The following is an 18,814-nucleotide window of genomic DNA, read 5'->3' as shown; positions in this document are numbered from 1 at the left end:
CCGACTCCCTCATGTCCGCCCGCGGCGTGCGGGTGGTGCTCGGCGGCTCGCTCATCCTCGACGACGTCGACCTCGAGGTCCGCCCCGGCGAGCTCACCGCGCTCGTCGGGCCCAACGGCGCGGGCAAGTCCACGCTGCTGGCCGTCCTCGCCGGTGACCTCGACCCGGCCGCCGGTACGGTCGAGGTCACGGGCCGCGAGCTGAGGCGGACGCCGGTCCGCGACCTCGCGCGCGTGCGCGCCGTCCAGGTCCAGGAGTCCCAGCTCAGCTTCTCCTTCACCGCCACCGAGGTCGTCGCGATGGGTCGCGCGCCCTGGCAGGGGACGCCGTCGGAGGACGACGACGACGCCGTCGTGGCCGCCTCGATGCGCCGCGCGGACGTCACGCACCTGGCCGCGCGCCGCTTCCCCTCCCTCTCGGGCGGGGAGAAGGCACGCACGTCGTTCGCGCGGGCGCTCGCCCAGGACACCCGCGTGCTCCTGCTCGACGAGCCGACGGCGGCGCTCGACATCCGTCACCAGGAGGCGCTGCTCACGGAGGTGACGCGCCTCGTGGCGGACGGCGCCGCCGTCGTCGTCGTGCTCCACGACCTCAGCCTCGCCGGCGCCTACGCCGATCGCGTGGTGCTGCTGCGCGGCGGACGGGTGCGCGCCGACGGCACCCCGCACGAGGTGCTGACCGCCGAGCTGCTGACCGAGGTCTACGAGCACCCCGTCGACGTGATCCACCACCCGGACTCGCCCGGGCCGGTCGTGCTGCCGGTGCGGGCGCACCGACGACCTGGTGCAGCCGGCCCCGTCGTCACCGACATCCCCACCGCGTTCCCGACCGACGAGGAGACGTCGTCATGAGCCCCACCACCACCGCCCGCCACCGGATCCGCCGGTCCGCGCTCGTGCTGGGCGCGCTCGGCCTCGCCGTGCTCCCGGCCGGTGCCGCCTCCGCCGCACCCGCACCGCAGCCCGGCCCCACGGGCGCGACGGTGACGGCCGTCAGCTCGCTCGGGGACCGCGTCGCCTCGCCCGACGGCGAGACCACCCTCACGCTCACGGGTGCGGGCTTCCAGTCGATCGACGGCGGCTTCGGCGGCCTGTACGTGCTGTTCGGCTGGGTGGCCGATGGCGCGTGGCAGCCCAGCGCCGGCGGCGGCTTCGGCGAGACGTACGCCTACCAGCCGGACACGCAGGCGGCCGAGAACGCCGGCTACCAGAAGTTCGTCACCTTCCCCGGGTCCTCGACCGCGTCGGAGGCGAACGGGGCCGAGCTGGCCCTGGACGGCTCCTGGGCGACGGACCTCGTGATCCCGGGGCCGGTGCTCACCGTCACGGACGCGGCCGGGGAGAACGCGCGCGAGCTCGACTGCCGCGTCGAGACCTGCGGCATCATCACGTTCGGCGCGCACGGCGTCGTCAACGCCAACAACGAGACGTTCACCCCGATCTCGTTCGCGCCCGTGGCGGCGGCCGAGTCCGAGGCGGCCCCCGAGGCGCCGGCGGAGACGGCGACCGAGAGTCCGTCGGAGACGGCGACACCGACCCCCCAGGCGACCCCGTCGCCCGAGGGCGAGGTCACGGCGAGCGCGCAGGAGTCGGGCACCTCCGACGTCGGGAGCGCGGACACGGGTTCCGACTCGTCCGCCGCCCCCTGGGTCGTCGCCGGGTCGGCGGGAGCGGCCGCGATCGCGGCGGCGGTGACGGCCGGCGTCGTCGCGAAGCGGCGGAAGGACGCGGCGCGCGCGGAGTGACCGCTCCCTGAGACACGTCTCCCGCGGACGCGCAGGTAAGGCTTCCTTATTCCAATGGTCATGACAGACTGTCGTGACAAGTTGTCAGAAACAAGGATGCCCGCCATGCCTATGATCGTCGAGACCCTCGCCCCGGACACCGCCCTGTCCTCCCTGCTCCGCACGGCCACGCGGCCGCAGCACGAGCACGCGGAGACCCGCGGCTTCGTCACGCAGCTCATGGGCGGCGCGCTCAGCCGCGAGGCGTACATCGACCTCGCCACGCAGCACCACGCGATCTACTCCGCGCTCGAGGCGGCCGGCGAGCGCCTGCGGGGCGACGCCGCCGCGGCCCCGTTCCTGATCGACGCGCTCGTGCGGGTGCCGAGCCTCGAGGCCGACCTCGCGCTGCTGCTCGGACCGGACTGGCGCGACGCCGTCGACGTCCTCCCGGCGACCCGCGCCTACATCGAGGTGCTGGACGGGATCGACACCGCCGAGCGGTTCGTGGCCCACCACTACACGCGCTACCTCGGCGACCTGTCGGGCGGCCAGATCATCTCCCGGATGCTGCAGCGGCACTACGGCATGACGCCGGAGGAGCTGACGTTCTACACGTTCACCGAGATCCCCAAGCCGAAGCCGTTCAAGGACGACTACCGCGCGCTGCTCGACGCCGCGCCGTTCACGCCCGAGCAGATCGACGCCGTGGTCGAGGAGGCGAAGGTCGCCTTCGACCTCAACGCCGCGCTGTTCGTCGACCTCGGCGGTCGCAACGACGAGGACTCCACCGCCGCCTGAGCGGCCCGCCCCACCGATCCGCCGACCCGGCCGGGTCGACGCCGCAGCGGCGCCGACCCGGCCGTCGTCGTCCGGCCGTCGTTCCTCAGGCCCGGACCAGCTCCGGCTCGGGCGTGCCCGCCGCCTCCCGCTCGCGCAGGAACGCCGGACGGCGTGCGTCCTCCGGCCCCCAGAGCGTCGTGGAGACCTCGCGCTGCACGAGCGGCACGACCTCCTCGGCGAACTTCCGCAGCAGGTCCTGCTGCGCCGCGTGCTCGAGCGCCGGGTTCAGCGAGATCGACTGCACGTCGTGCCCGTAGGACGCGTGGTAGTCGAGGATCTTCTCCGCCACCCGCTCGCTCGAGCCGATCAGCGCCGGACCGCGCTCGACGGCGTCCTCGAGGTTGCGGAACGACGTCCCCTTGCCGAGCACGTCCTTGTGGCCGCGCGCGTCCGACTGCGCGATCTGCCCCTCGAACAGCGGGCGGTAGAGCTCGGTGGCCGCCTCGGTCGTGTCGGCGAGGAAGAGGCCGCCCGAGCCCGAACCGACGTACGCCGCCGCGGGATCCTGACCGTGCCGCGCCCACTCGGCGCGGTAGTGGTCGAGGTGGCGCAGGTAGTTCTCGCGCGGCTGCAGCGCGTTGGCTGTGAAGACCGGGTCGCCCCAGCGGGCGGCGAGCTCGACGGCGATGCTCGAGGACGCGCTCCCGTGCCAGATCCGGATCGGGCCGCCGTACGGCCGCGGCAGCGTGGTGACGCCCTCGAGCGGGGCGCGGAACTCCCCCGACCACGTCACGTCCTCCTCCGACAGGAGTCGGCGCAGCAGCTCGTAGTTCTCGACGAGGTAGTCGTACTGCCTGTCCAGGTCGCGGCCGAACAGCGGGTACTGCGCGACCTCGTTGCCCTTGCCGATCGTGATCTCCAGCCGCCCCTTGCTCAGCTGGTCGATCGTCGCGAGGTCCTCCGCCACCCGCACCGGGTCGAGCAGCGAGAGCACGGTGACGCCGGTGTTGAGCAGGATCCGGTCCGTCGCCTGCGCGATCGCGCCGAGCACCACGGTGGGCGAGGAGGAGAGCACCGGCCCCGCGTGTCGCTCGCCGACGGCGTACGCGTCGATGCCGAGCTCCTCCGCCAGGACGGCGTTCTCCACGACGCGCTCGAGGCGCACGTCGGCCGGCAGCGTCTCGCCGGTGAGCGGGTTCGGCGGGTTGAAGATGATGTCGAGCACCTGGAACTTCACGGCGGATCTCCTTCGGGTTGCGCGTTCGGGTCGAGAGTCAGGGGTCAGGCGGCCACGGACGTCGTCGCCGGTGCCCAGCCGAGCGCCGGGGCGAGGTGGGTGGCGACGTCGTGGAGCACCTGCGCGTAGTCCTCGAGCGCGAGCTCGTAGGGCAGCTCGAGCCGCAGCTCGTCGACGTCCTGCACGGCTCCGTCGGCGAGCAGGCGCTCGGCGAGCTCCTCGCTCGTGCCCACGAGGTCCGGTGCGAACAGCGTGCGGCGCTCGCCCTGCGGACCGTGCGTGCGGGCGTCGCGCTCGGCCGCGTAGGCGGCGTAGCGACGGCGGGTCGCCCCGCTCGCGGAGTCGGTCGGCAGAACGACGCGCCCGACGGCGATGCGCGGCGTCCCGGGACCGGCCCACCCGCGGCGGAACGCGGCGATCCGCGCCCGTTGCTCGGTGACGAAGTCGTCGCTCTCCTCGGCGCGGCCGATGTTGCCGGTCAGCAGGTGGAAGGAGTTCCGCGCCGCCCAGTCCACCGACGCGGCCGAGCTGCCGCCGTACCAGAGCCGGTCCCGCAGCCCCGGCGCCACGGGCTGCAGCCGCGGGCGCTGGACGTTGCCGGGCGAGGTGATGCGGGTGTCGGCGTCGCCGATGAAGGTGCCCTCCAGGTTCGCGGCGAGGCGCTCGGCACGCTCGTACCCGACCTCCTGCGCCTCCCACCCGGGGCCGTGCACGAGGGCGCCGATGAGCTCGGCGTGCGGCGGCGGCCCGACCGAGACGCCGACCTGCAGCCGCCCGCGCGAGAGCACGTCGACCGTGGCGAGGTCCTCCGCGAGCCGGAACGGGCTCTCGTAGCCGAGCGGGATGACCGCGCTGCCGAGCTCGATGGTCCGGGTCCGCTGCGTCGCCGCCGCGAGCACCGTGGCCGCCGAGGAGATGCCGTGCTCCAGGTGGCGCTGACGCACCCAGGCGCCCTGGTAGCCGAGCTCCTCGCCCAGCTCGATGAGCCGCAGCGTGTTCTCCAGGCCGGGGGCCGGGTCGTCGTCGTCGAAGTTGCCGGGGGTGAGGAAGGACAGGGAGGTGGTGGTCACCGGGGGGCTCCGTCTGCGAGGAGGGCGCCGAGGTGGTCGGCGATCGCGCCGGGACCGCTGCGCGGCGCCACCGCCTCGACGTCGGCGTTGTAGTTGGTGTTCGTGTTGACGTCGTAGGTGAGGACGCGACCGTCCGCCGTCCGCAGCAGCTCGATGCCGGCGATCTCGATCCCGAGGTCGTCGAGCACCTGGCGGTAGCGGCCGACGAGCTCGGCCTGCCACGGCTCGTCGCCGAAGCCCTCGTGGAGCGAGAACAGCGACTGCCCGGGCACGGGCGGCAGGGTCGCGCCCGGCGGCAGCAGCGGGCGGCCCGTGACCGGGTCGAGCGCGCACGCGTCGGCCGGGCAGAGCTGGAACCCGCCGTGCACGGTGTCGGCCCGGACGGCGTAGACCAGCTCGCCGCCGACGATCTCCACCCGCGTGATCGTCCCGTCCGCGGGGGCGGCGTACTCCTGGAGCAGCACGACGCCGTCGACCGGATCCTCGAGCGCGCCCGCGGCCAGCGCGGCCTCGAGCTCGTCCGCGTGCGAGTACCGCGCGACGCCGAGGCCCTTGCCGCCCTGGTTGTGCTTCGTGAGGAAGCCGGCCCCGGTCGGGTCCTCCCAGGCGCGCGCCGCCTCGAGCAGGTGCCCGGTGCCGACGACCACGCGGGTGCGCGGGACGTCGACCCCGCGGCGCCGCAGCGCGCTGAGCTGCACGACCTTGCTGACCTCGGCCTCGAGCGCCGAGCGGCCGTTGACCACGCGGCGACCGGCCGCGGCCGCCCACGCGAGCACGGCGCGCGTGTGCTCCTTGGCGGCGTGGTGACCGCGCGTGTGCGAGGACGCCGAGAACCGCGACCAGAAGACGCCGGCGGGCGGCTCGTCGTCGAGATCCAGCGTCCCGCCGTCGGTCAGCAGCCACTCGCGGTAGGGGAGGCCGCGCTCCTCGAACGCCGCGGCGAAGGGCCCGAACCAGTCGGGGTTCTCGTGCACGGCGTGCACCACGCCCCGCTCGCCCGCGCCGCTCACGCGAAGTACCCCTCGACGTCGAGCACCCCGCCGGCCGCCTCGAAGTCGGCGCGGACCGCGGCCCGGAGCTCGCCGTCGTGCAGCCAGTCGAGCGCGGTGAGCGCGAGGCCCGCGGCGCCGTCGAGCACCGCCAGGTCTCCGCTCGGCGAGGCCGCGACACGCTCGAACTCCCGCGTGTGGAGCGCCGCGTCGCCGACGGCGATCATCGGGTGGATCCCGGGGATCCGGGCGCTGACGTTGCCGAAGTCCGTGGAGCCGGCGAGCGTCTCCGAGACGACGCCGCCCGCGAGCGGCAGCCGGCCGAGCGCGCTCTGGTGCTGCGACCACCGCCGCACGAGCGGGTCGTTGGTCCGCACGGGCAGCGTGGCCGGCAGCGGGTCCCAGGTCAGCTCGACCTCGGTACCGGTGGCCAGCGCGACGCCGCGGGCGACGTCCTCCAGCCGCCGCGACAGGTCGCGCAGCGTCTCGGGCGCCGCGGAGCGCACGTAGTACTCCACCTGCGCCCGCTCCGGCACGATCGACGGCCGCTGCCCGCCCTCGCGGACGACGCCGTGCACCCGGTCGCTCGGCGGCAGGTGCTGGCGCAGGTAGGCGACGGCCTGGTAGTTCAGCGCGATGGCGTCGAGCGCGTTGCGCCCCATGAACGGCTGGGCCGAGGCGTGCGCCGCGATGCCGTGGTAGGTCGCCACGAGCTGGCGACGCCCGAGGAAGGGGTGGTCGACGACGTCGTGCGAGAACGGGTGGACCATGATCGCCGCGTCGAGGTCCGCCAGCGCGCCGCCGCGGGCGAGCAGCTCCTTGCCGCTGCTGCCCTCCTCCGCGGGGGTCCCGAGCAGCACGACCTCGCCGGGCAGGTCGGCTGCCTGGTCCGCGAGCGCGAGGAAGGCGCCGACGGCGGCCGCCGCGATGACCTGGTGGCCGCACGCGTGTCCGATCCCGGGCAGCGCGTCGTACTCCGCGAGGATCGCGATGCGTCCCGTGCCGCCGTCCTCGGGCGCGCGACCGGCGCGGGCGCGCAGCGCGGTCGGCAGCCCACCGACGCCGATCTCGACGTCGTGGCCCCGCGCGCGCACCGCCGTCGCGATGGCGGCGGCCGACCCGGTCTCGGCGAAGGCTTCCTCCGCGAGGTCGTGCACGGTGGCGGCGAGGATGAGCAGGTCGTCGCCGAGGACGTGCACGGCGTCGCGCACCGCGGCGGCCGACGACGGCGGGGCGCCCTCGTGGTGTGACGTCAACGGCTCGAACGTGGCGCTCAGGCGTCGGGTGCGCTCGTCGAGGGCGTCGAGGAACGCGCGGCTGGGCGCGCGCTGGGTGGGCGGGTGGGGCGACGGGGCGACCGGAAGGGCCTCGCCGTCGGACCCGAAGGGCCTCGCGAGTGGACCCGAAGGGCCTCGCGACGTGACCGGAAGGGCCTCGCGATCGGACCCGAAAGGCCTCGCGATCATGAGGCGACCGCCGTCGGCTCGCGCTCGGCCGTCGGCCGAGCCGCCTCGGCGCCCCACGCCCGGGCGAGCAGCGCGAACGAGTGCAGGCGCGCGGCGGCGTCGTGCGCGATGCTCGTGACGAGCAGCTCGTCGGCGCCGGTCGCCTCGACCAGGCGCTCGAGCCCGTCGACGACCCGGCGCGGGTCGCCGACGAACCGGGTCCGCACGCGGTCGCCGATCAGGGCGCGCTCGCGCTCGTCGATGACGGGTTCGGCGTCGGAGGGGGCCGGGTACGGGAGCGCCCCGGAGGCCGTGCGGATGCCCAGCACCCACCGGTCGAAGCCGCGCGCGAGCGTCTCGGCGCGGGCATCGGTCTCCGCCACGAGCACGTCGGCCGAGACGATCACCCGAGGGGCCGGCAGCACGCCCGGCCGGAACGCCTCGCGGTAGGTGGCGACGGTCTCGAGCACCCCGGACGGGCTGACGTGGTAGTTCGCGGCGAGTGGCAGCCCGAGCGCGCCGGCGGCGCGGGCGCTCTCGCCGGGACTGCTCGCGAGCGCCCAGACCTGCAGGTCGGCGCCCGAGGCGACGCCGCTGCGAACGACCTCCTCGCCCACCACGTGGCCCTCCCCGAGCAGGTCGAGCGCGAGCGTCAGCTCGGCGAGGTAGTCGGGGATCTCGGTGCGTCGGCCGAGCAGCCGCGAGCGGACCCCGTGGTGGGCCAGCAGCGCGGGATCGCTGAAGGAGAAGGGCGGGGCGGCCGGGACCAGGAGCCCGGCGACCGTGCGGTCGCCGACCGGTTCACGGGCGGGCGGTGCCGCCGGGGCGGGCGGCGCCGGTGCCGACCCGGCGACCGTCGGCGCGGGCGGCGGGACGTGCGCCCGCCCGAGCCCGAGGTCGATCCGCCCCGGGTGCAGGCGCGCGACCGTGGCGAACTGCTCGACGGCGAGCGCGGGCGACGTGCTCCCCAGCAGCACCGCGCCCGAGCCGAGCCGGATGCGCGAGGTCCGCTCGGCGGCCAGCGCCGTCAGCACGGCGGGCGCCGCCGAGACCACGCCGGGGGTGAGGTGGTGCTCGGCGAACCACAGCCGCTCGTAGCCGAGCCGGTCGGCCAGGACCGCGAGCTCGAGGCTCGCGGCCAGCGCGTCGCCCGCGTCGGCGCCGGCCGCGACGGGGCTCAGCTCCAGCACCGACAGCGGAACCCGGCGATCGGTCACGAGGCGGCCTCGCCGTCGTCCGCCACGTCGACCAGCGGGGGCAGCGCGTGCAGCCCGTGGTAGCCGCGGTCGTAGAAGACGAGCGGCTCGTCGTCGCCGACGGCGCCGCGCTCGACGCGGGCCACGACCAGGGCGCTGTCCGCCGTCGGGTGCCGCTCGAGCACGGTCGCGCGCACCCAGGAGGACGCGCCGTCGAGCACGGGCTCACCGGTCTCGAGCGGAGACCAGTCGACGCCGGCGAACCGGTCGACGCCGTGGGTGGCGAAGCGCTGCGAGAGGCCGCCGGAGCTGGAGTGCAGGAAGTTGACGACGACGCTGGTGGCGGCCGCGAGCGCCGGCCACGAGGACGAGCCGCGCGAGATCGAGAACGCCAGCGTGGGCGGGGCGGCGGACACGGAGATCACGGACGTCGCGGTGAAGCCGACGTTGCGTCCCAGCACCGGGTCGACGAGCGTCACGACGGCGACGCCGGCCGGGTGGCGCCGGAAGATCTCCCGGAACAGCGGGCCGGAGTGCTGCGCCGCCTCGAGGTCGAGGGGGATCGGCTGGGCGCTCACGCCGGCACCGCCACCGGCGACGTCACGGCACGGGACGAGGCCGTCAGCAGTGCGCCGTACCGTCCGACCCACTCCTCGAGCACGCCGGCGTGCTCGCCGACCAGGCGCTGCGGCAGCGCGAGCGCGGGCGCGGGCAGCGCGGCCCCGACCTCGAGCAGCACGGGCCGCAGGTGGGTCTCGCCGGCGTGCAGGTGACCGTCCTTGCCCGCGATGACGAGGGCGACCGTCGGCACCCCGCCGAGCTCGCCCTCGGCGTAGGTGTCGAGGAACGCCTTCAGCAGCCCGGTGTACGCACCCTTGTAGACGGGCGTCGCGACGACGAGCAGGCTCGCGCCCGCCACGACCTCGCGCGCGGCCGTGGTCGCCGCCCCGCCCGTGAGCACCTCGCCCGCGAGGTCGGCCAGCTCGACGGCGACGATCTCGCCGTCCCCCGCCGGGTCGCCCGCGCCGCCCGGGACACCGGCCGCGACCAGCGCCCGCGCCAGCTCGAGCGCGACCGCGCTCGTGCGGGAGCCCACCCGCGGGTTGCCCGACAGCACCACGACGCTCATGCGCCGACCGCCGTCCGGCCGTCCGCGCGCCGCGTGAGCGGCTCGCGCAGCCCGAGGTGCTCGCGCAGCGTGGTGCCGCGGTAGCTCGTCGGGTAGGCGCCGCGCTCCTGCAGCGCCGGCACGAGGAGGTCGACGACGTCGTCCAGGCCGTCCGGCACGAGCCACGGCGAGACGTTGAAACCGTCGACGGCGCCGCTGCGGACGAACTCCACCAGGCGGTCCGCGACGGCGTCGGGCGTGCCGACGAAACCCTGCCGACGGTCGGCGGCGATGACGACCTCGCGCAGCGACAGGCCGCGCTCGTCGGCGCGCGAGCGCAGGCTGCGGGCGAGCTGGACCGGATCCCCCTGACCGGCGCCCGTGCCCCGGGTGCGGGCGAGCTCGCGCGGGGCCGGGTCGTGCTCCGGCAGCGGTCCCTCGGGGTCGAGGTGGCTGAGGTCCTCGCCCCAGATGTGGCTGATGATCGACAGCGCCGTGGCGTCGGAGATCTGCTCGTGGGCGAGCCAGCGCGCCTTCTCCTGCGCCTCGGCCTCGGTGGCCCCGAGCACGAACGCGGTGCCGGGGAAGATCTTCACGTCGTCGGCGGGGCGGCCGGCCGCGGTGGTCCGACGGCGGATGTCCCGGGCGAACGTGAGCGCGTCCTCGAGGTCGCCGCCGTGCGCGGAGAAGATGACGTCGGCGTTCTCGGCGGCGAAGGTGCGGCCGGTGGGGGAGTCGCCGGCCTGGAAGATCACGGGGTGGCCCTGCGGGCTGCGCGGCACGGTCGGGGTGACGTGGCTGCTCAGGGTGCGGCCGTCCACGGCCACGGGCGCGACGGCCCCGGGCCGGGACCAGGCCGCGCTGTCGCGCGAGGGGGCCACGGCGTCGTCGGCGAAGGAGTCCCACACCGCGCGGGCGGCGGTGAGGAACTCCGCGGCCCGCGTGTAGCGGTCGGCGTGGTCGAGGTAGCCGCCGCGGCGGAAGTTGGCCCCGGTCCAGGCGTTGTCGGTGGTGACGACGTTCCAGGCCGCGCGCCCTCCCGAGAGCACGTCGAGGCTCGCGAGCCGGCGCGCCAGGTCGGCGGGGTCGTTGTACGTGGTGTTCTGCGTCGCCACCAGGCCGATGTGGGTGGTGACGGCGGCGAGCGCGGCGAGCTGCGTGATCGCGTCAGGGCGGCCGACGACGTCGAGGTCGTGCAGCCGGCCGTTCGTCTCGCGCAGCCGGAGCCCCTCGCCGAGGAAGAACGCGTCGAACAGGCCTCGCTCAGCGGTCTCGACGATCCGGCGGAACGAGAGGAGGTCGGTCTGCGAGCCCGAGCGCGGGTCGGACCAGACGGTGTGGTGGTTGACGCCCTGGAAGAAGACGCCGAGGTGGACGTGGGCGGTCGGGCGGGGCGGCGGGTTGCCGGTTCTGCTGCCGAGGTTCGTGCTCATGCGGCGTCCTTCCGGGTGAAGGTGTTCTCGGGGCGGGGGAGGTCGAGCACGGAGCGGAGCGTCTGCCCCGCGCGCGGTGGGCGGGTCAGGCCGGCTGCGAGGAGCCGCGGCAGGACCGAGCGGGTGAGCACGGGCAGGTCGGCGCTGAGGACGGCGGGGTGGAACCGGACGCCGTCGACCGCCCCGGCGAGCTGCTCGAGCAGGAACAGCAGGCCGGACGCCGAACCGACGAAGCGGAGCGCGTCGGTCGGGGTCCACACGGCGTGCGCCTCGAGGGCGGTGAGGCGATCCGGGGCGGCGGCGTCGGCGGCGTCCAGCAGCACCTCGATCTCCGCGAGCACACGGGGCGCCCCGGCCGCGCGGGCGGCGGCCGCCCTGGCGAGCACGTCCTCGACCGTGCGTCCTCCCACCAGGCTGACGTCGGCGGCCGCGGGGTCGAGCGCGGTGTCGGCGGCCAGCACCACGAGCTGACCCTGCGGGGGACGCGGCGTGATGCTCGCACCGGCCACCGAGAAGGTCGGGGTGACCACCTCGACGGCGTGCACCCGGTCGCGATCGATGTACCGGCCGGTCGTGACGTCCTTGATGACGGCGTCGTCCTCCCACGAGTCCCACAGCCGGCGGACGGTGGTGACGACGTCGGCCACCTCGCGACGGCGGTCCTCGGGCGACTCGGGGACCACCCTGTCGACGGCGTCGGCCAGGGCGGGCTGGTCGGCGTCGCCCACCACCCACGCGCCGCGGCCGAGCGAGGCGATGTCGAGCGAGGCGAGCTGCGCGGCGAGGTGGAAGGGCTCGACGCCGCGGGGGTCGACGCGCGGTCCGAGGCCGACGCGTGCCGTCAGCGGGGCGACGAACGCGCTGCGCACGACGGCGTCGAGGCGGCCCGCGACGCCGCCGGCGCTCGCGGTCGCCTGGGTGGTCGTGAGGGCGTCGTCGAACGTCGCCAGCGCGAAGCCGCCGTTCTCGGCGGCCAGCACCGTGCGGCGCAGCACGGCCGGGTCGAAGACGGCGCCGGGCTGCTCGGCGCTCGCGCGCCACGCCGCCGGGTGGGCACCGTGACCGTCGAGCTCGACCGCGACGACGAGGGGTCGCTGCGACATCGGATACCTCCTGGGGCGTGGGGAAAGGGGTTGCCGGGGACGCTAATGACGCGGCGGAGGGCGCCCAGGGACGCTCGCATCCGTCTCGCCCGCTGAGACGCCTTCGACGGCTCAGGCGACGACGGGACTGGAACGGCGCCACGGCCGTCTCAGCGGGCGAGACGCCCGCGATCGCCGGGAGCCGTCGTCGTCGCCGTCCGTAGCGTCACCGCCCAATCCCCCCTCTCGGTGCAGCGGCACCTCGATCGATCGCGGCCCGAGACCCCCAACCGGAAGGAGAGACCTCGTGCTCCGACTCGTGCTCGCCCGGCTCGGCACCGCCGCCGTCGTGCTGCTCGCGGCCGTCACGGTGACGTTCCTCGCCGTCTACGCCGCCCCCGGCCACACCGTCGACCTGATCCTCGGCGAGAACCGCGACGACCAGCAGCTGCGGGCCGAGATCATCGCCCTGTGGGGTCTCGACCGCCCGCTGCTCGTGCAGTACTCGCTCTACGTCACCGGCCTGTTCCGCGGCGACCTCGGCACGTCCTACCTGCTGCGGGCGCCGGTCTCGGAGGTGCTCGGGGCCCAGCTGGGCTCGACCGTGGCGCTGACGTTCTCGGCATTCGCGCTCGCCGTCGTCATCGCCCTCACGCTCGCGCTGCTGACCTCCGGCCGCGTCGGCCCGGTGCGCCGGATCGCCTCGGGCCTCGAGCTCGTGCTGCTGTCGATCCCGTCGTTCTGGATCGGGATCGTGCTCCTGGCGGTGTTCAGCTTCCAGCTCGGCTGGTTCTCCGTGGCGGGCGGTGCGGGGTGGCGGTCGCTCGCGCTGCCGGCCCTCGCGCTGGCGCTCCCCATCGCCGGGCTGCTCTCGCAGGTGCTGCGGGAGGGTCTGGACCGGGCGCTCCGCGAACCGTTCGCCCTCACCGCCCGCTCGCGCGGGGTGTCGCCGCTGTCGGTCCGCACGAGGCACGGTCTGCGTCACGCGAGCCTGCCCGGCCTCCAGATCGCCGGGATCGTCGTCGGCTCACTGCTCGGCGGCACGGTCATCGTCGAGCAGGTCTTCGGCCGGCCCGGCCTCGGCGGCATCACCGTCGACGCCGTGTACGGCAAGGACCTGCCGGTGGTGCTCGGCGTCGCCCTCGTGGCGGCCGCGACGTTCGTGGCCGTCTCCACGCTGGTGGACCTCCTCACGCTCGCCATCGACCCGCGGCTGCGCTCCGGGGCACGGCGTCGCGGCGGCGCCCCGGCCCTCGGTGCCGTCGGTGCCGCCGGTCCGGGGGTCGCCGGCACCGCCACCGACGACGGCGTCCCTGTCCTGGTCTCGACCCTCCTGCCCGAGCCGGTCGGCTCCCTCCCCCAAGGCGGTACCCGATGACCACCCTCGTCCGTCCTCGCGTCACCTCCTCCGCGTCCTCCGCCTCCGACGCGGCCGGCGACGGCGCCCGCGCCGCCGCCCCGCGATCCCGTCCCCGCCGCCCGCGGCTGCGCGTACCGGTGCTCGGCTGGGGCGGACTGGCGGCCGCCGTGGTGCTGGTCGTCGTCGCCGTCGCGGCGATCGCCCCCGGTCTCCTCACGGGCGTGGACCCGCTGGCCGCTGATCCGCTCGCGGCCCTCGCCGCGCCGAGCGCCGAGCACCTCGCCGGCACCGACTCCCTGGGCCGCGACGTGCTCGCGCGGATCATCCACGGCGCCCGGTACTCGCTCACGATCGGCCTGGCCGCGACGACGCTCGCCGCGCTTGGCGGGATCCTGCTCGGCCTGCTGGCCGGGAGCGGCAACCGCGTCCTGGACACGGTCGTCGCCCGCGCCGTCGACGTGCTGGCCTCCTTCCCCGAGATCCTGCTGGCCCTCGTGCTCATCGCGTTCACGGGCCCCGGCCTGGGCAACCTCATCGTCGCGATCGGCATCGCCGGGATCCCGCGGTTCGCCCGGGTGGTCCGGGCCCAGACGCAGGTCGTGCGCACGTCGGGGTACGTCGAGCAGGCGCGCACGTTCGGCCTCACCGGGCCGAGGCTCGCGCTCCGGCACGTGCTGCCGAACGCCCTGGCCACCGTGCCCGTCCTCGCGACCATCGGCCTCGGCGGCGCCATCATCGGCGCCGCCGGGCTGAGCTTCCTCGGGCTCGGCCCGCAGCCGCCCACCCCCGAGTGGGGCGCGATGCTGGCCGAGAACCGCAACTACCTGCGGGTGGCCTGGTGGGGGGCCGTGTTCCCTGGCCTCGCCGTCGTGCTCACGGTCGTGTCCGCGACCGTGCTGGGCCGCGCGGTCCAGCGCCACCTCGAGCGGAGCGCCGCATGAGCGCCGCGACGACGGGAGGGGCGCCCGGGACGCGCGAGGCACCCGAGGCCCCGCTCGTGACCGTCCGCGGTCTCACGGTGACGTTCGACGGCGCGGCCCGCCCCGCCGTCGACGGCCTCGACCTCGAGATCCACCGCGGCGAGATCGTCGCGATCGTGGGGGAGTCGGGGTCGGGCAAGTCCGTCACCGCGCGGACCCTCGTCGGGCTCGCCGGCGACACCGCCGAGGTGGTGGCGGACGAGCTCACGATCGACGGCGTCGACGCCCGCCGGCTGTCCGACCGCGGCTGGCGCAGGCTGCGCGGCACGTCCGTCGGCCTCGTGCTGCAGGACGCCCTGGTCAGCCTCGACCCGCTGCGCCGGGTCGGCGCCGAGATCGGCGAGTCGCTCCGGCGCACGCTTCCGGGACTGCTGGCCCGCGGCCGACGGCGTGAGCGCGCCGTCGAGCTGCTCGCCTCCGTCGGCATCCCCGATCCGGCCGAGCGCGTGGACGCCTACCCGCACGAGCTCTCCGGCGGTCTGCGCCAGCGCGCGCTCATCGCCTCGGCGCTCGCGTCGCAGCCGTCCCTGCTCGTGGCCGACGAGCCCACCACGGCGCTCGACGTCACGGTCCAGGCCCAGATCCTCGAGCTGCTCGCGCAGCTGCGGTCCGACGGCACGGCGCTGCTGCTCATCTCGCACGACCTCGCCGTCGTCGCCGCCGTCGCGGACCGCATCCTCGTGATGAAGGACGGCCGCGTCGTGGAGTCCGGATCGGTCGAGCAGGTCCTCACCGATCCGCAGCACGACTACACGCGCACGCTGCTCGCCGCCGTCCCGTCCGCGGCCTCGCGCGGGGTCCGCCTCAGCAGTCCCGAGCGGCTCCCGACGGCGGAGCGTGCACCCGGGGAGCGCGTGATCCTGTCGGGCCGCGACCTCGTGCGCACGTACCCGACGCCCGGCGGCGGCACGCGGCACGCGCTGGCCGGCGTCGACGTCGAGCTGCGCGAGGGCGAGGTGCTCGGCGTCGTGGGGGAGTCCGGCTCGGGCAAGTCGACGCTCGCCCGGGTGCTGCTCGGGCTGGTGGAGGCCGACTCGGGCGAGGTCGTCCGGCCCGCGGGCCGGCTCGACGTCCAGCTCGTGGCGCAGGACCCGCTGTCCTCCTTCGACCCCCGCTACACGGTGGCGGAGGTCGTGGCCGAACCGCTGCGCCAGGTCGACGGGACCACCCGGACCGGCCGCCGCGAGAGCGTCGCGAGCCTGCTGTCCCAGGTCGGGCTCGACCCGAGCGTCGCGGGCCGGCACCCGCGCACCCTGTCGGGCGGACAGCGGCAGCGTGTCGCGATCGCCCGGGCGCTCGCGGCCGACCCCGCCGTGATCGTGGCGGACGAGCCGGTCTCCGCGCTCGACGTCAGCATCCAGGCCCAGGTGCTCGACCTGCTGCTGGATCTGGCGGCCTCCCGCAACCTCGCCATCCTCTTCATCTCCCACGACCTCGGTGTCGTCCACCACCTCGCCGACCGGATCGTCGTGATGAAGGACGGCGTGGTCGTGGAGCAGGGCGAGGTGGAGCAGGTCTTCCACCACCCCTCCCACCCCTACACCCAGCGCCTCCTCCAGGCGCTGCCCGACCTGCGCGAGAGCGCGGTCGCCTGACCCCTCCCCGTTCCCTCGTCCACCTCGTTCACACCCCTGGCCCCGGCCCCACCCCTAGGAGAACCATGTCCCGCTCGACACTGCGGCCCCCGTCCCGCCGCGCGACCCTGCCCGCCCTGCTCGCCGTCGCGGCGCTCACCCTCACCGCGTGCGGCTCCGCCGACGCCGGGACGGGTGGCGGCGCCGGGTCCACCGGAGGCTCCGGCTCCGAGACCACCGAGGCCGAGACCGACGCGGGCGAACCCGTGGCGGGCGGCGATCTCGTGTGGGCGCTCGAGACCGAGCCGCTGACCCTCAACCCCCAGACCAACGGGCAGAACAAGGCCAAGCTGCTACTCCGCAACCTCGTGGACTCCTACCTCTACAAGAACGCGGACGGCAGCTACGACCCCTGGCTCGCGGAGTCCTTCACCTACGACGACGCCGAGACGCAGCTGACGCTGGTGCTCCGCGAGGGCGTGACGTTCTCCGACGGCGACGTCCTCGACTCCGCCGCCGTGCTCGCCAACCTCGACCAGGCGCGGGTCGAGGGCTACTCCGGCCAGGCGGTGTTCTCGCTCCGCAACGTCACCGACGTCGCGACGCCGGACGAGCGCACCGTGGTCATCACGCTCAGCCAGCCGGACGCGTTCCTGCTGGACTACCTGTCCTCGCTCAACGGCGCGCCGATCTCCCCGACGTCGATCACCACCGCCGCGAACCTCGCGGCCGGCGGCACCGACGTCGCGGGCACGGGCCCGTTCGTGCTCGAGTCGTACACGGCCGGCCAGGACGTCGTGCTGACGCAGCGCGCCGACTACGACTGGGCCCCCGAGGCCGCCGACCACGACGGCCCGGCCCACCTCGACTCGGTGACCTACCGGTTCCTCGGCGAGGCCTCCACGCGCACCGGTGCGCTCACCTCCGGCCAGGTCGACGCGATCGACGGCGTCCAGTCGATCGACGTGCCCCTCTTCGCCGACAGCGAGGAGTTCACCTACGACCGCGCGCTCAACAACGGTCTGCCGTACACGTACTACTTCAACGTCTCGCAGGCGCCGCTCGACGACGTCCGCGTGCGTCAGGCCTTCATCAAGGGCGTCGACCTCGACGCCGTGCTCCAGGGCGTGCACCACGGCGAGGTCGACCGTGCGCTCGCCCCGGTCAGCTCGATCTCGCCGTTCTACGACGAGAGCGTCGGCGCCTCGTACGAGACCGACGTCGACGGTGCGAACGCGCTGCTGGACGAGGCCGGGTGGACCGAGCGGGACGCCGAGGGCTACCGCACGAAGGGCGGCGCTCGTCTCACGATCGTCGACTACGCCGCCGCGCCCTACCTGCGCGACAACCGCGAGCTGCTCGGCCAGGCGATCTCCGCCAGCCTCAAGGAGAACGTCGGCATCGACTTCCAGTTCTCGCCGGTCGACGCGGGCACCGCCACCGAGAAGGCGGATGCGAACGACTACCAGATCTTCGACAACTCTCGCGGCGACGCCGACTCCGGCCAGCCGCTGATCTTCCTCTACGCCACGGACGGCACGCTCGCGCGCGGCAAGGTCGACGACACCGCGCTCGACACCCTGCTGACCGAGGCAGCGGCGACCAACGACGTCGCCACCCGCACCGACCTCTACCAGCAGGCGCAGCAGCACATCGCCGAGAACGCCTACTCGCTGCCGATCTACGTGCCGCAGGACAACGTCGCGGCCGCGTCCGGCGTCCACGGCATCGCGATCGACGAGGCCGGCGGCGTGCTGTGGAGCGCGTACGACATCTGGAAGGAGGCCGGCGCATGAGCACCGACGTCGTCACCGCGGGCGAGCTCGAGCAGGACTGGCGCGCGTTCCGCACCGGCCGCGAGGAGGGGCTGCGCCGTCCGCACGACTGGCTGAGCGTGGTCGGGCTGGAGTGGGTCACGGCCGCGGCGCCGTCCGTCGCCGGCGGCCTGCCCGGACGGTGGTGGGTGCGCGACGGCGTGCTCCACGTCGCGGCCGACGTCACCGACGGCCTGGACCTCCTGGGCGAGCCGGGCGAGGACGGCGGGACCCCGCCGTCGTCCCCGCTCGACGGCGAGATCACGCTGGAGGTGGCCGAGGCCGGAGCCCGGGCGTTCGCCGTCGTCGGTGAGGTGAGGATCGAGGTGCTCCGCCGCGGCGGGTACTACGCGCTGCGCCTGCGGGACCCGCAGGCGCCGGCACGCACCGGCTTCGCGGGAGTGCCCGCCTGGGAGTTCGACGCCGACTGGCGCCTGCCGGTCGTGCTCGAGCCGTACGACGAGCCGCGCACGGTCGTGGTCGACTCGGCCGCGCCGGGGCTGACCCAGCGCGCGAGCGCGGTGGGCGAGGTCGTGATCGTGCACGGCGGCGTCGAGCACCGCCTGGTCGCGACCGGTCGGCACGGCGCGTGGTCGCTCGCGTTCCGCGACACCACCTCGGGCGTGACGAGCTCGGCGTGGCGCACGGTCGGGGTGGAGGGCGACCCGACGTCGGGTCGCGGCGTCGTCGACCTCAACCGCGCGGTCAGCTACCCGTACGCGTTCTCCGACTTCGGCACGTGCCCGGCCCCGGTGGCCGGCAACGTGCTGCCGTTCGCGGTCACGGCGGGGGAGAAGGCCCCGGCCGGTCGCACGGGCGTACCGCCGGTCAGCGGTGGGCCGGCCGCCCTCCCGGGCCCGCAGCTCCAGGGCGGTGCGGTCGCGGACTGACGTTCGCGAGGCCCTTCGGGTCGTTCGCGAGGCCCTTCGGGTCCGGTGGCGAGGCCCTTCGTGTCCGGTGGCGAGGCCCTTCGGGTCCCATCGCGAGGCCCTTCGGGTTGCGTCGCAACCGGAAGGGCCT

17 protein-coding genes are annotated in these 18,814 nt (G+C 75.1%); 8 read left to right on the top strand and 9 right to left on the bottom strand.

Annotation, left to right across the window (positions count from 1 at the left end; genetic code table 11):
* The first annotated feature begins 11 nt into the window (after positions 1-11).
* From C8046_RS09980 to C8046_RS09970, 3 genes are all read left to right on the top strand, one after another.
* On the top strand, positions 12-851 hold the full coding sequence (locus C8046_RS09980; protein WP_109230871.1) for a heme ABC transporter ATP-binding protein: 840 nt from the start codon (positions 12-14) through the stop codon (positions 849-851).
* Positions 848-1,744: a hypothetical protein gene (locus tag C8046_RS09975; RefSeq protein WP_109229311.1), complete on the top strand. Its 897-nt coding sequence runs from the start codon at positions 848-850 to the stop codon at positions 1,742-1,744. Before C8046_RS09980 ends, C8046_RS09975 begins: the two co-directional genes overlap by 4 nt.
* A 105-nt stretch (positions 1,745-1,849) precedes the next feature.
* Positions 1,850-2,524 carry a heme oxygenase (biliverdin-producing) gene (locus C8046_RS09970; RefSeq protein WP_235866273.1) on the top strand — a complete coding sequence of 225 codons (675 nt, stop codon included), beginning with the start codon at positions 1,850-1,852 and terminating at the stop codon, positions 2,522-2,524.
* 85 nt (positions 2,525-2,609) lie between these two features.
* On the opposite strand, the gene C8046_RS09965 is transcribed toward C8046_RS09970, so the two are convergent.
* From C8046_RS09965 to C8046_RS09925, 9 genes are all read right to left on the bottom strand, one after another.
* A complete protein-coding gene (locus tag C8046_RS09965; protein ID WP_109229309.1) occupies positions 2,610-3,743 on the bottom strand; it encodes an LLM class flavin-dependent oxidoreductase in 1,134 nt (377 codons plus the stop codon).
* A 44-nt stretch (positions 3,744-3,787) separates the two neighbouring features.
* The gene (locus C8046_RS09960) at positions 3,788-4,813 is read right to left on the bottom strand and encodes an LLM class flavin-dependent oxidoreductase (RefSeq protein ID WP_109229308.1); all 1,026 of its coding nucleotides are present in this window, start codon (positions 4,811-4,813) and stop codon (positions 3,788-3,790) included.
* The gene (locus C8046_RS09955) at positions 4,810-5,823 is read right to left on the bottom strand and encodes an ATP-grasp domain-containing protein (protein ID WP_199224434.1); all 1,014 of its coding nucleotides are present in this window, start codon (positions 5,821-5,823) and stop codon (positions 4,810-4,812) included. Before C8046_RS09955 ends, C8046_RS09960 begins: the two co-directional genes overlap by 4 nt.
* Positions 5,820-7,058, bottom strand: coding sequence for a M20 family metallopeptidase (locus tag C8046_RS09950; RefSeq protein WP_235866272.1), 1,239 nt, complete (start codon positions 7,056-7,058; stop codon positions 5,820-5,822). Before C8046_RS09950 ends, C8046_RS09955 begins: the two co-directional genes overlap by 4 nt.
* Before the next feature lie 206 nt (positions 7,059-7,264).
* A complete protein-coding gene (locus C8046_RS09945; protein ID WP_199224433.1) occupies positions 7,265-8,464 on the bottom strand; it encodes an LLM class flavin-dependent oxidoreductase in 1,200 nt (399 codons plus the stop codon).
* Positions 8,461-9,021, bottom strand: coding sequence for a flavin reductase family protein (locus tag C8046_RS09940; protein WP_109229307.1), 561 nt, complete (start codon positions 9,019-9,021; stop codon positions 8,461-8,463). The genes C8046_RS09945 and C8046_RS09940 overlap by 4 nt, the downstream gene beginning before the upstream one ends.
* The gene (locus tag C8046_RS09935; RefSeq protein ID WP_109229306.1) at positions 9,018-9,572 is read right to left on the bottom strand and encodes an NADPH-dependent FMN reductase; all 555 of its coding nucleotides are present in this window, start codon (positions 9,570-9,572) and stop codon (positions 9,018-9,020) included. Before C8046_RS09935 ends, C8046_RS09940 begins: the two co-directional genes overlap by 4 nt.
* Entirely contained in the window at positions 9,569-10,984 is a 1,416-nt protein-coding gene (locus C8046_RS09930; RefSeq protein WP_109229305.1) for an NtaA/DmoA family FMN-dependent monooxygenase, read from the bottom strand. Before C8046_RS09930 ends, C8046_RS09935 begins: the two co-directional genes overlap by 4 nt.
* Positions 10,981-12,087: an LLM class flavin-dependent oxidoreductase gene (locus tag C8046_RS09925; protein WP_109229304.1), complete on the bottom strand. Its 1,107-nt coding sequence runs from the start codon at positions 12,085-12,087 to the stop codon at positions 10,981-10,983. The genes C8046_RS09930 and C8046_RS09925 overlap by 4 nt, the downstream gene beginning before the upstream one ends.
* Positions 12,088-12,373: 286 nt before the next feature.
* Between C8046_RS09925 and C8046_RS09920 the strand changes: the two genes are divergently transcribed.
* The 5 genes from C8046_RS09920 to C8046_RS09900 all read left to right on the top strand — a co-directional run bounded on the left by C8046_RS09920 (position 12,374) and on the right by C8046_RS09900 (position 18,684).
* Positions 12,374-13,444, top strand: a complete 1,071-nt coding sequence (locus C8046_RS09920; protein ID WP_199224432.1) for an ABC transporter permease — start codon at positions 12,374-12,376, stop codon at positions 13,442-13,444.
* Positions 13,441-14,367 carry an ABC transporter permease gene (locus C8046_RS09915; protein ID WP_109229303.1) on the top strand — a complete coding sequence of 309 codons (927 nt, stop codon included), beginning with the start codon at positions 13,441-13,443 and terminating at the stop codon, positions 14,365-14,367. The genes C8046_RS09920 and C8046_RS09915 overlap by 4 nt, the downstream gene beginning before the upstream one ends.
* Positions 14,364-16,001, top strand: a complete 1,638-nt coding sequence (locus C8046_RS09910) for a dipeptide ABC transporter ATP-binding protein (protein WP_109229302.1) — start codon at positions 14,364-14,366, stop codon at positions 15,999-16,001. Before C8046_RS09915 ends, C8046_RS09910 begins: the two co-directional genes overlap by 4 nt.
* Before the next feature lie 65 nt (positions 16,002-16,066).
* A complete protein-coding gene (locus C8046_RS09905) occupies positions 16,067-17,776 on the top strand; it encodes an ABC transporter substrate-binding protein (protein WP_109229301.1) in 1,710 nt (569 codons plus the stop codon).
* A complete protein-coding gene (locus tag C8046_RS09900) occupies positions 17,773-18,684 on the top strand; it encodes a DUF1684 domain-containing protein (protein WP_109229300.1) in 912 nt (303 codons plus the stop codon). The genes C8046_RS09905 and C8046_RS09900 overlap by 4 nt, the downstream gene beginning before the upstream one ends.
* Positions 18,685-18,814: the final 130 nt, after the last annotated feature.

This window comes from Serinibacter arcticus, from assembly GCF_003121705.1.
GTDB lineage: Bacteria > Actinomycetota > Actinomycetes > Actinomycetales > Beutenbergiaceae > Litorihabitans.
Note: the sequence above shows the minus strand (reverse complement) of the source record. Positions and strands in the feature narration are given on the sequence as shown.

What these genes read in the sequence shown, in the direction of transcription:
- C8046_RS09915 (WP_109229303.1), top strand. Translation starts at nt 13,441, where the DNA reads ATGACCACCCTCGTCCGTCCTCGCGTCACCTCCTCCGCGTCCTCCGCC.
- C8046_RS09980 (WP_109230871.1), top strand. Translation starts at nt 12, where the DNA reads ATGTCCGCCCGCGGCGTGCGGGTGGTGCTCGGCGGCTCGCTCATCCTC.
- C8046_RS09975 (WP_109229311.1), top strand. Translation starts at nt 848, where the DNA reads ATGAGCCCCACCACCACCGCCCGCCACCGGATCCGCCGGTCCGCGCTC.
- C8046_RS09930 (WP_109229305.1), bottom strand. Translation starts at nt 10,984, where the DNA reads ATGAGCACGAACCTCGGCAGCAGAACCGGCAACCCGCCGCCCCGCCCG.
- C8046_RS09935 (WP_109229306.1), bottom strand. Translation starts at nt 9,572, where the DNA reads ATGAGCGTCGTGGTGCTGTCGGGCAACCCGCGGGTGGGCTCCCGCACG.
- C8046_RS09910 (WP_109229302.1), top strand. Translation starts at nt 14,364, where the DNA reads ATGAGCGCCGCGACGACGGGAGGGGCGCCCGGGACGCGCGAGGCACCC.
- C8046_RS09900 (WP_109229300.1), top strand. Translation starts at nt 17,773, where the DNA reads ATGAGCACCGACGTCGTCACCGCGGGCGAGCTCGAGCAGGACTGGCGC.
- C8046_RS09905 (WP_109229301.1), top strand. Translation starts at nt 16,067, where the DNA reads ATGTCCCGCTCGACACTGCGGCCCCCGTCCCGCCGCGCGACCCTGCCC.
- C8046_RS09970 (WP_235866273.1), top strand. Translation starts at nt 1,850, where the DNA reads ATGCCTATGATCGTCGAGACCCTCGCCCCGGACACCGCCCTGTCCTCC.
- C8046_RS09925 (WP_109229304.1), bottom strand. Translation starts at nt 12,087, where the DNA reads ATGTCGCAGCGACCCCTCGTCGTCGCGGTCGAGCTCGACGGTCACGGT.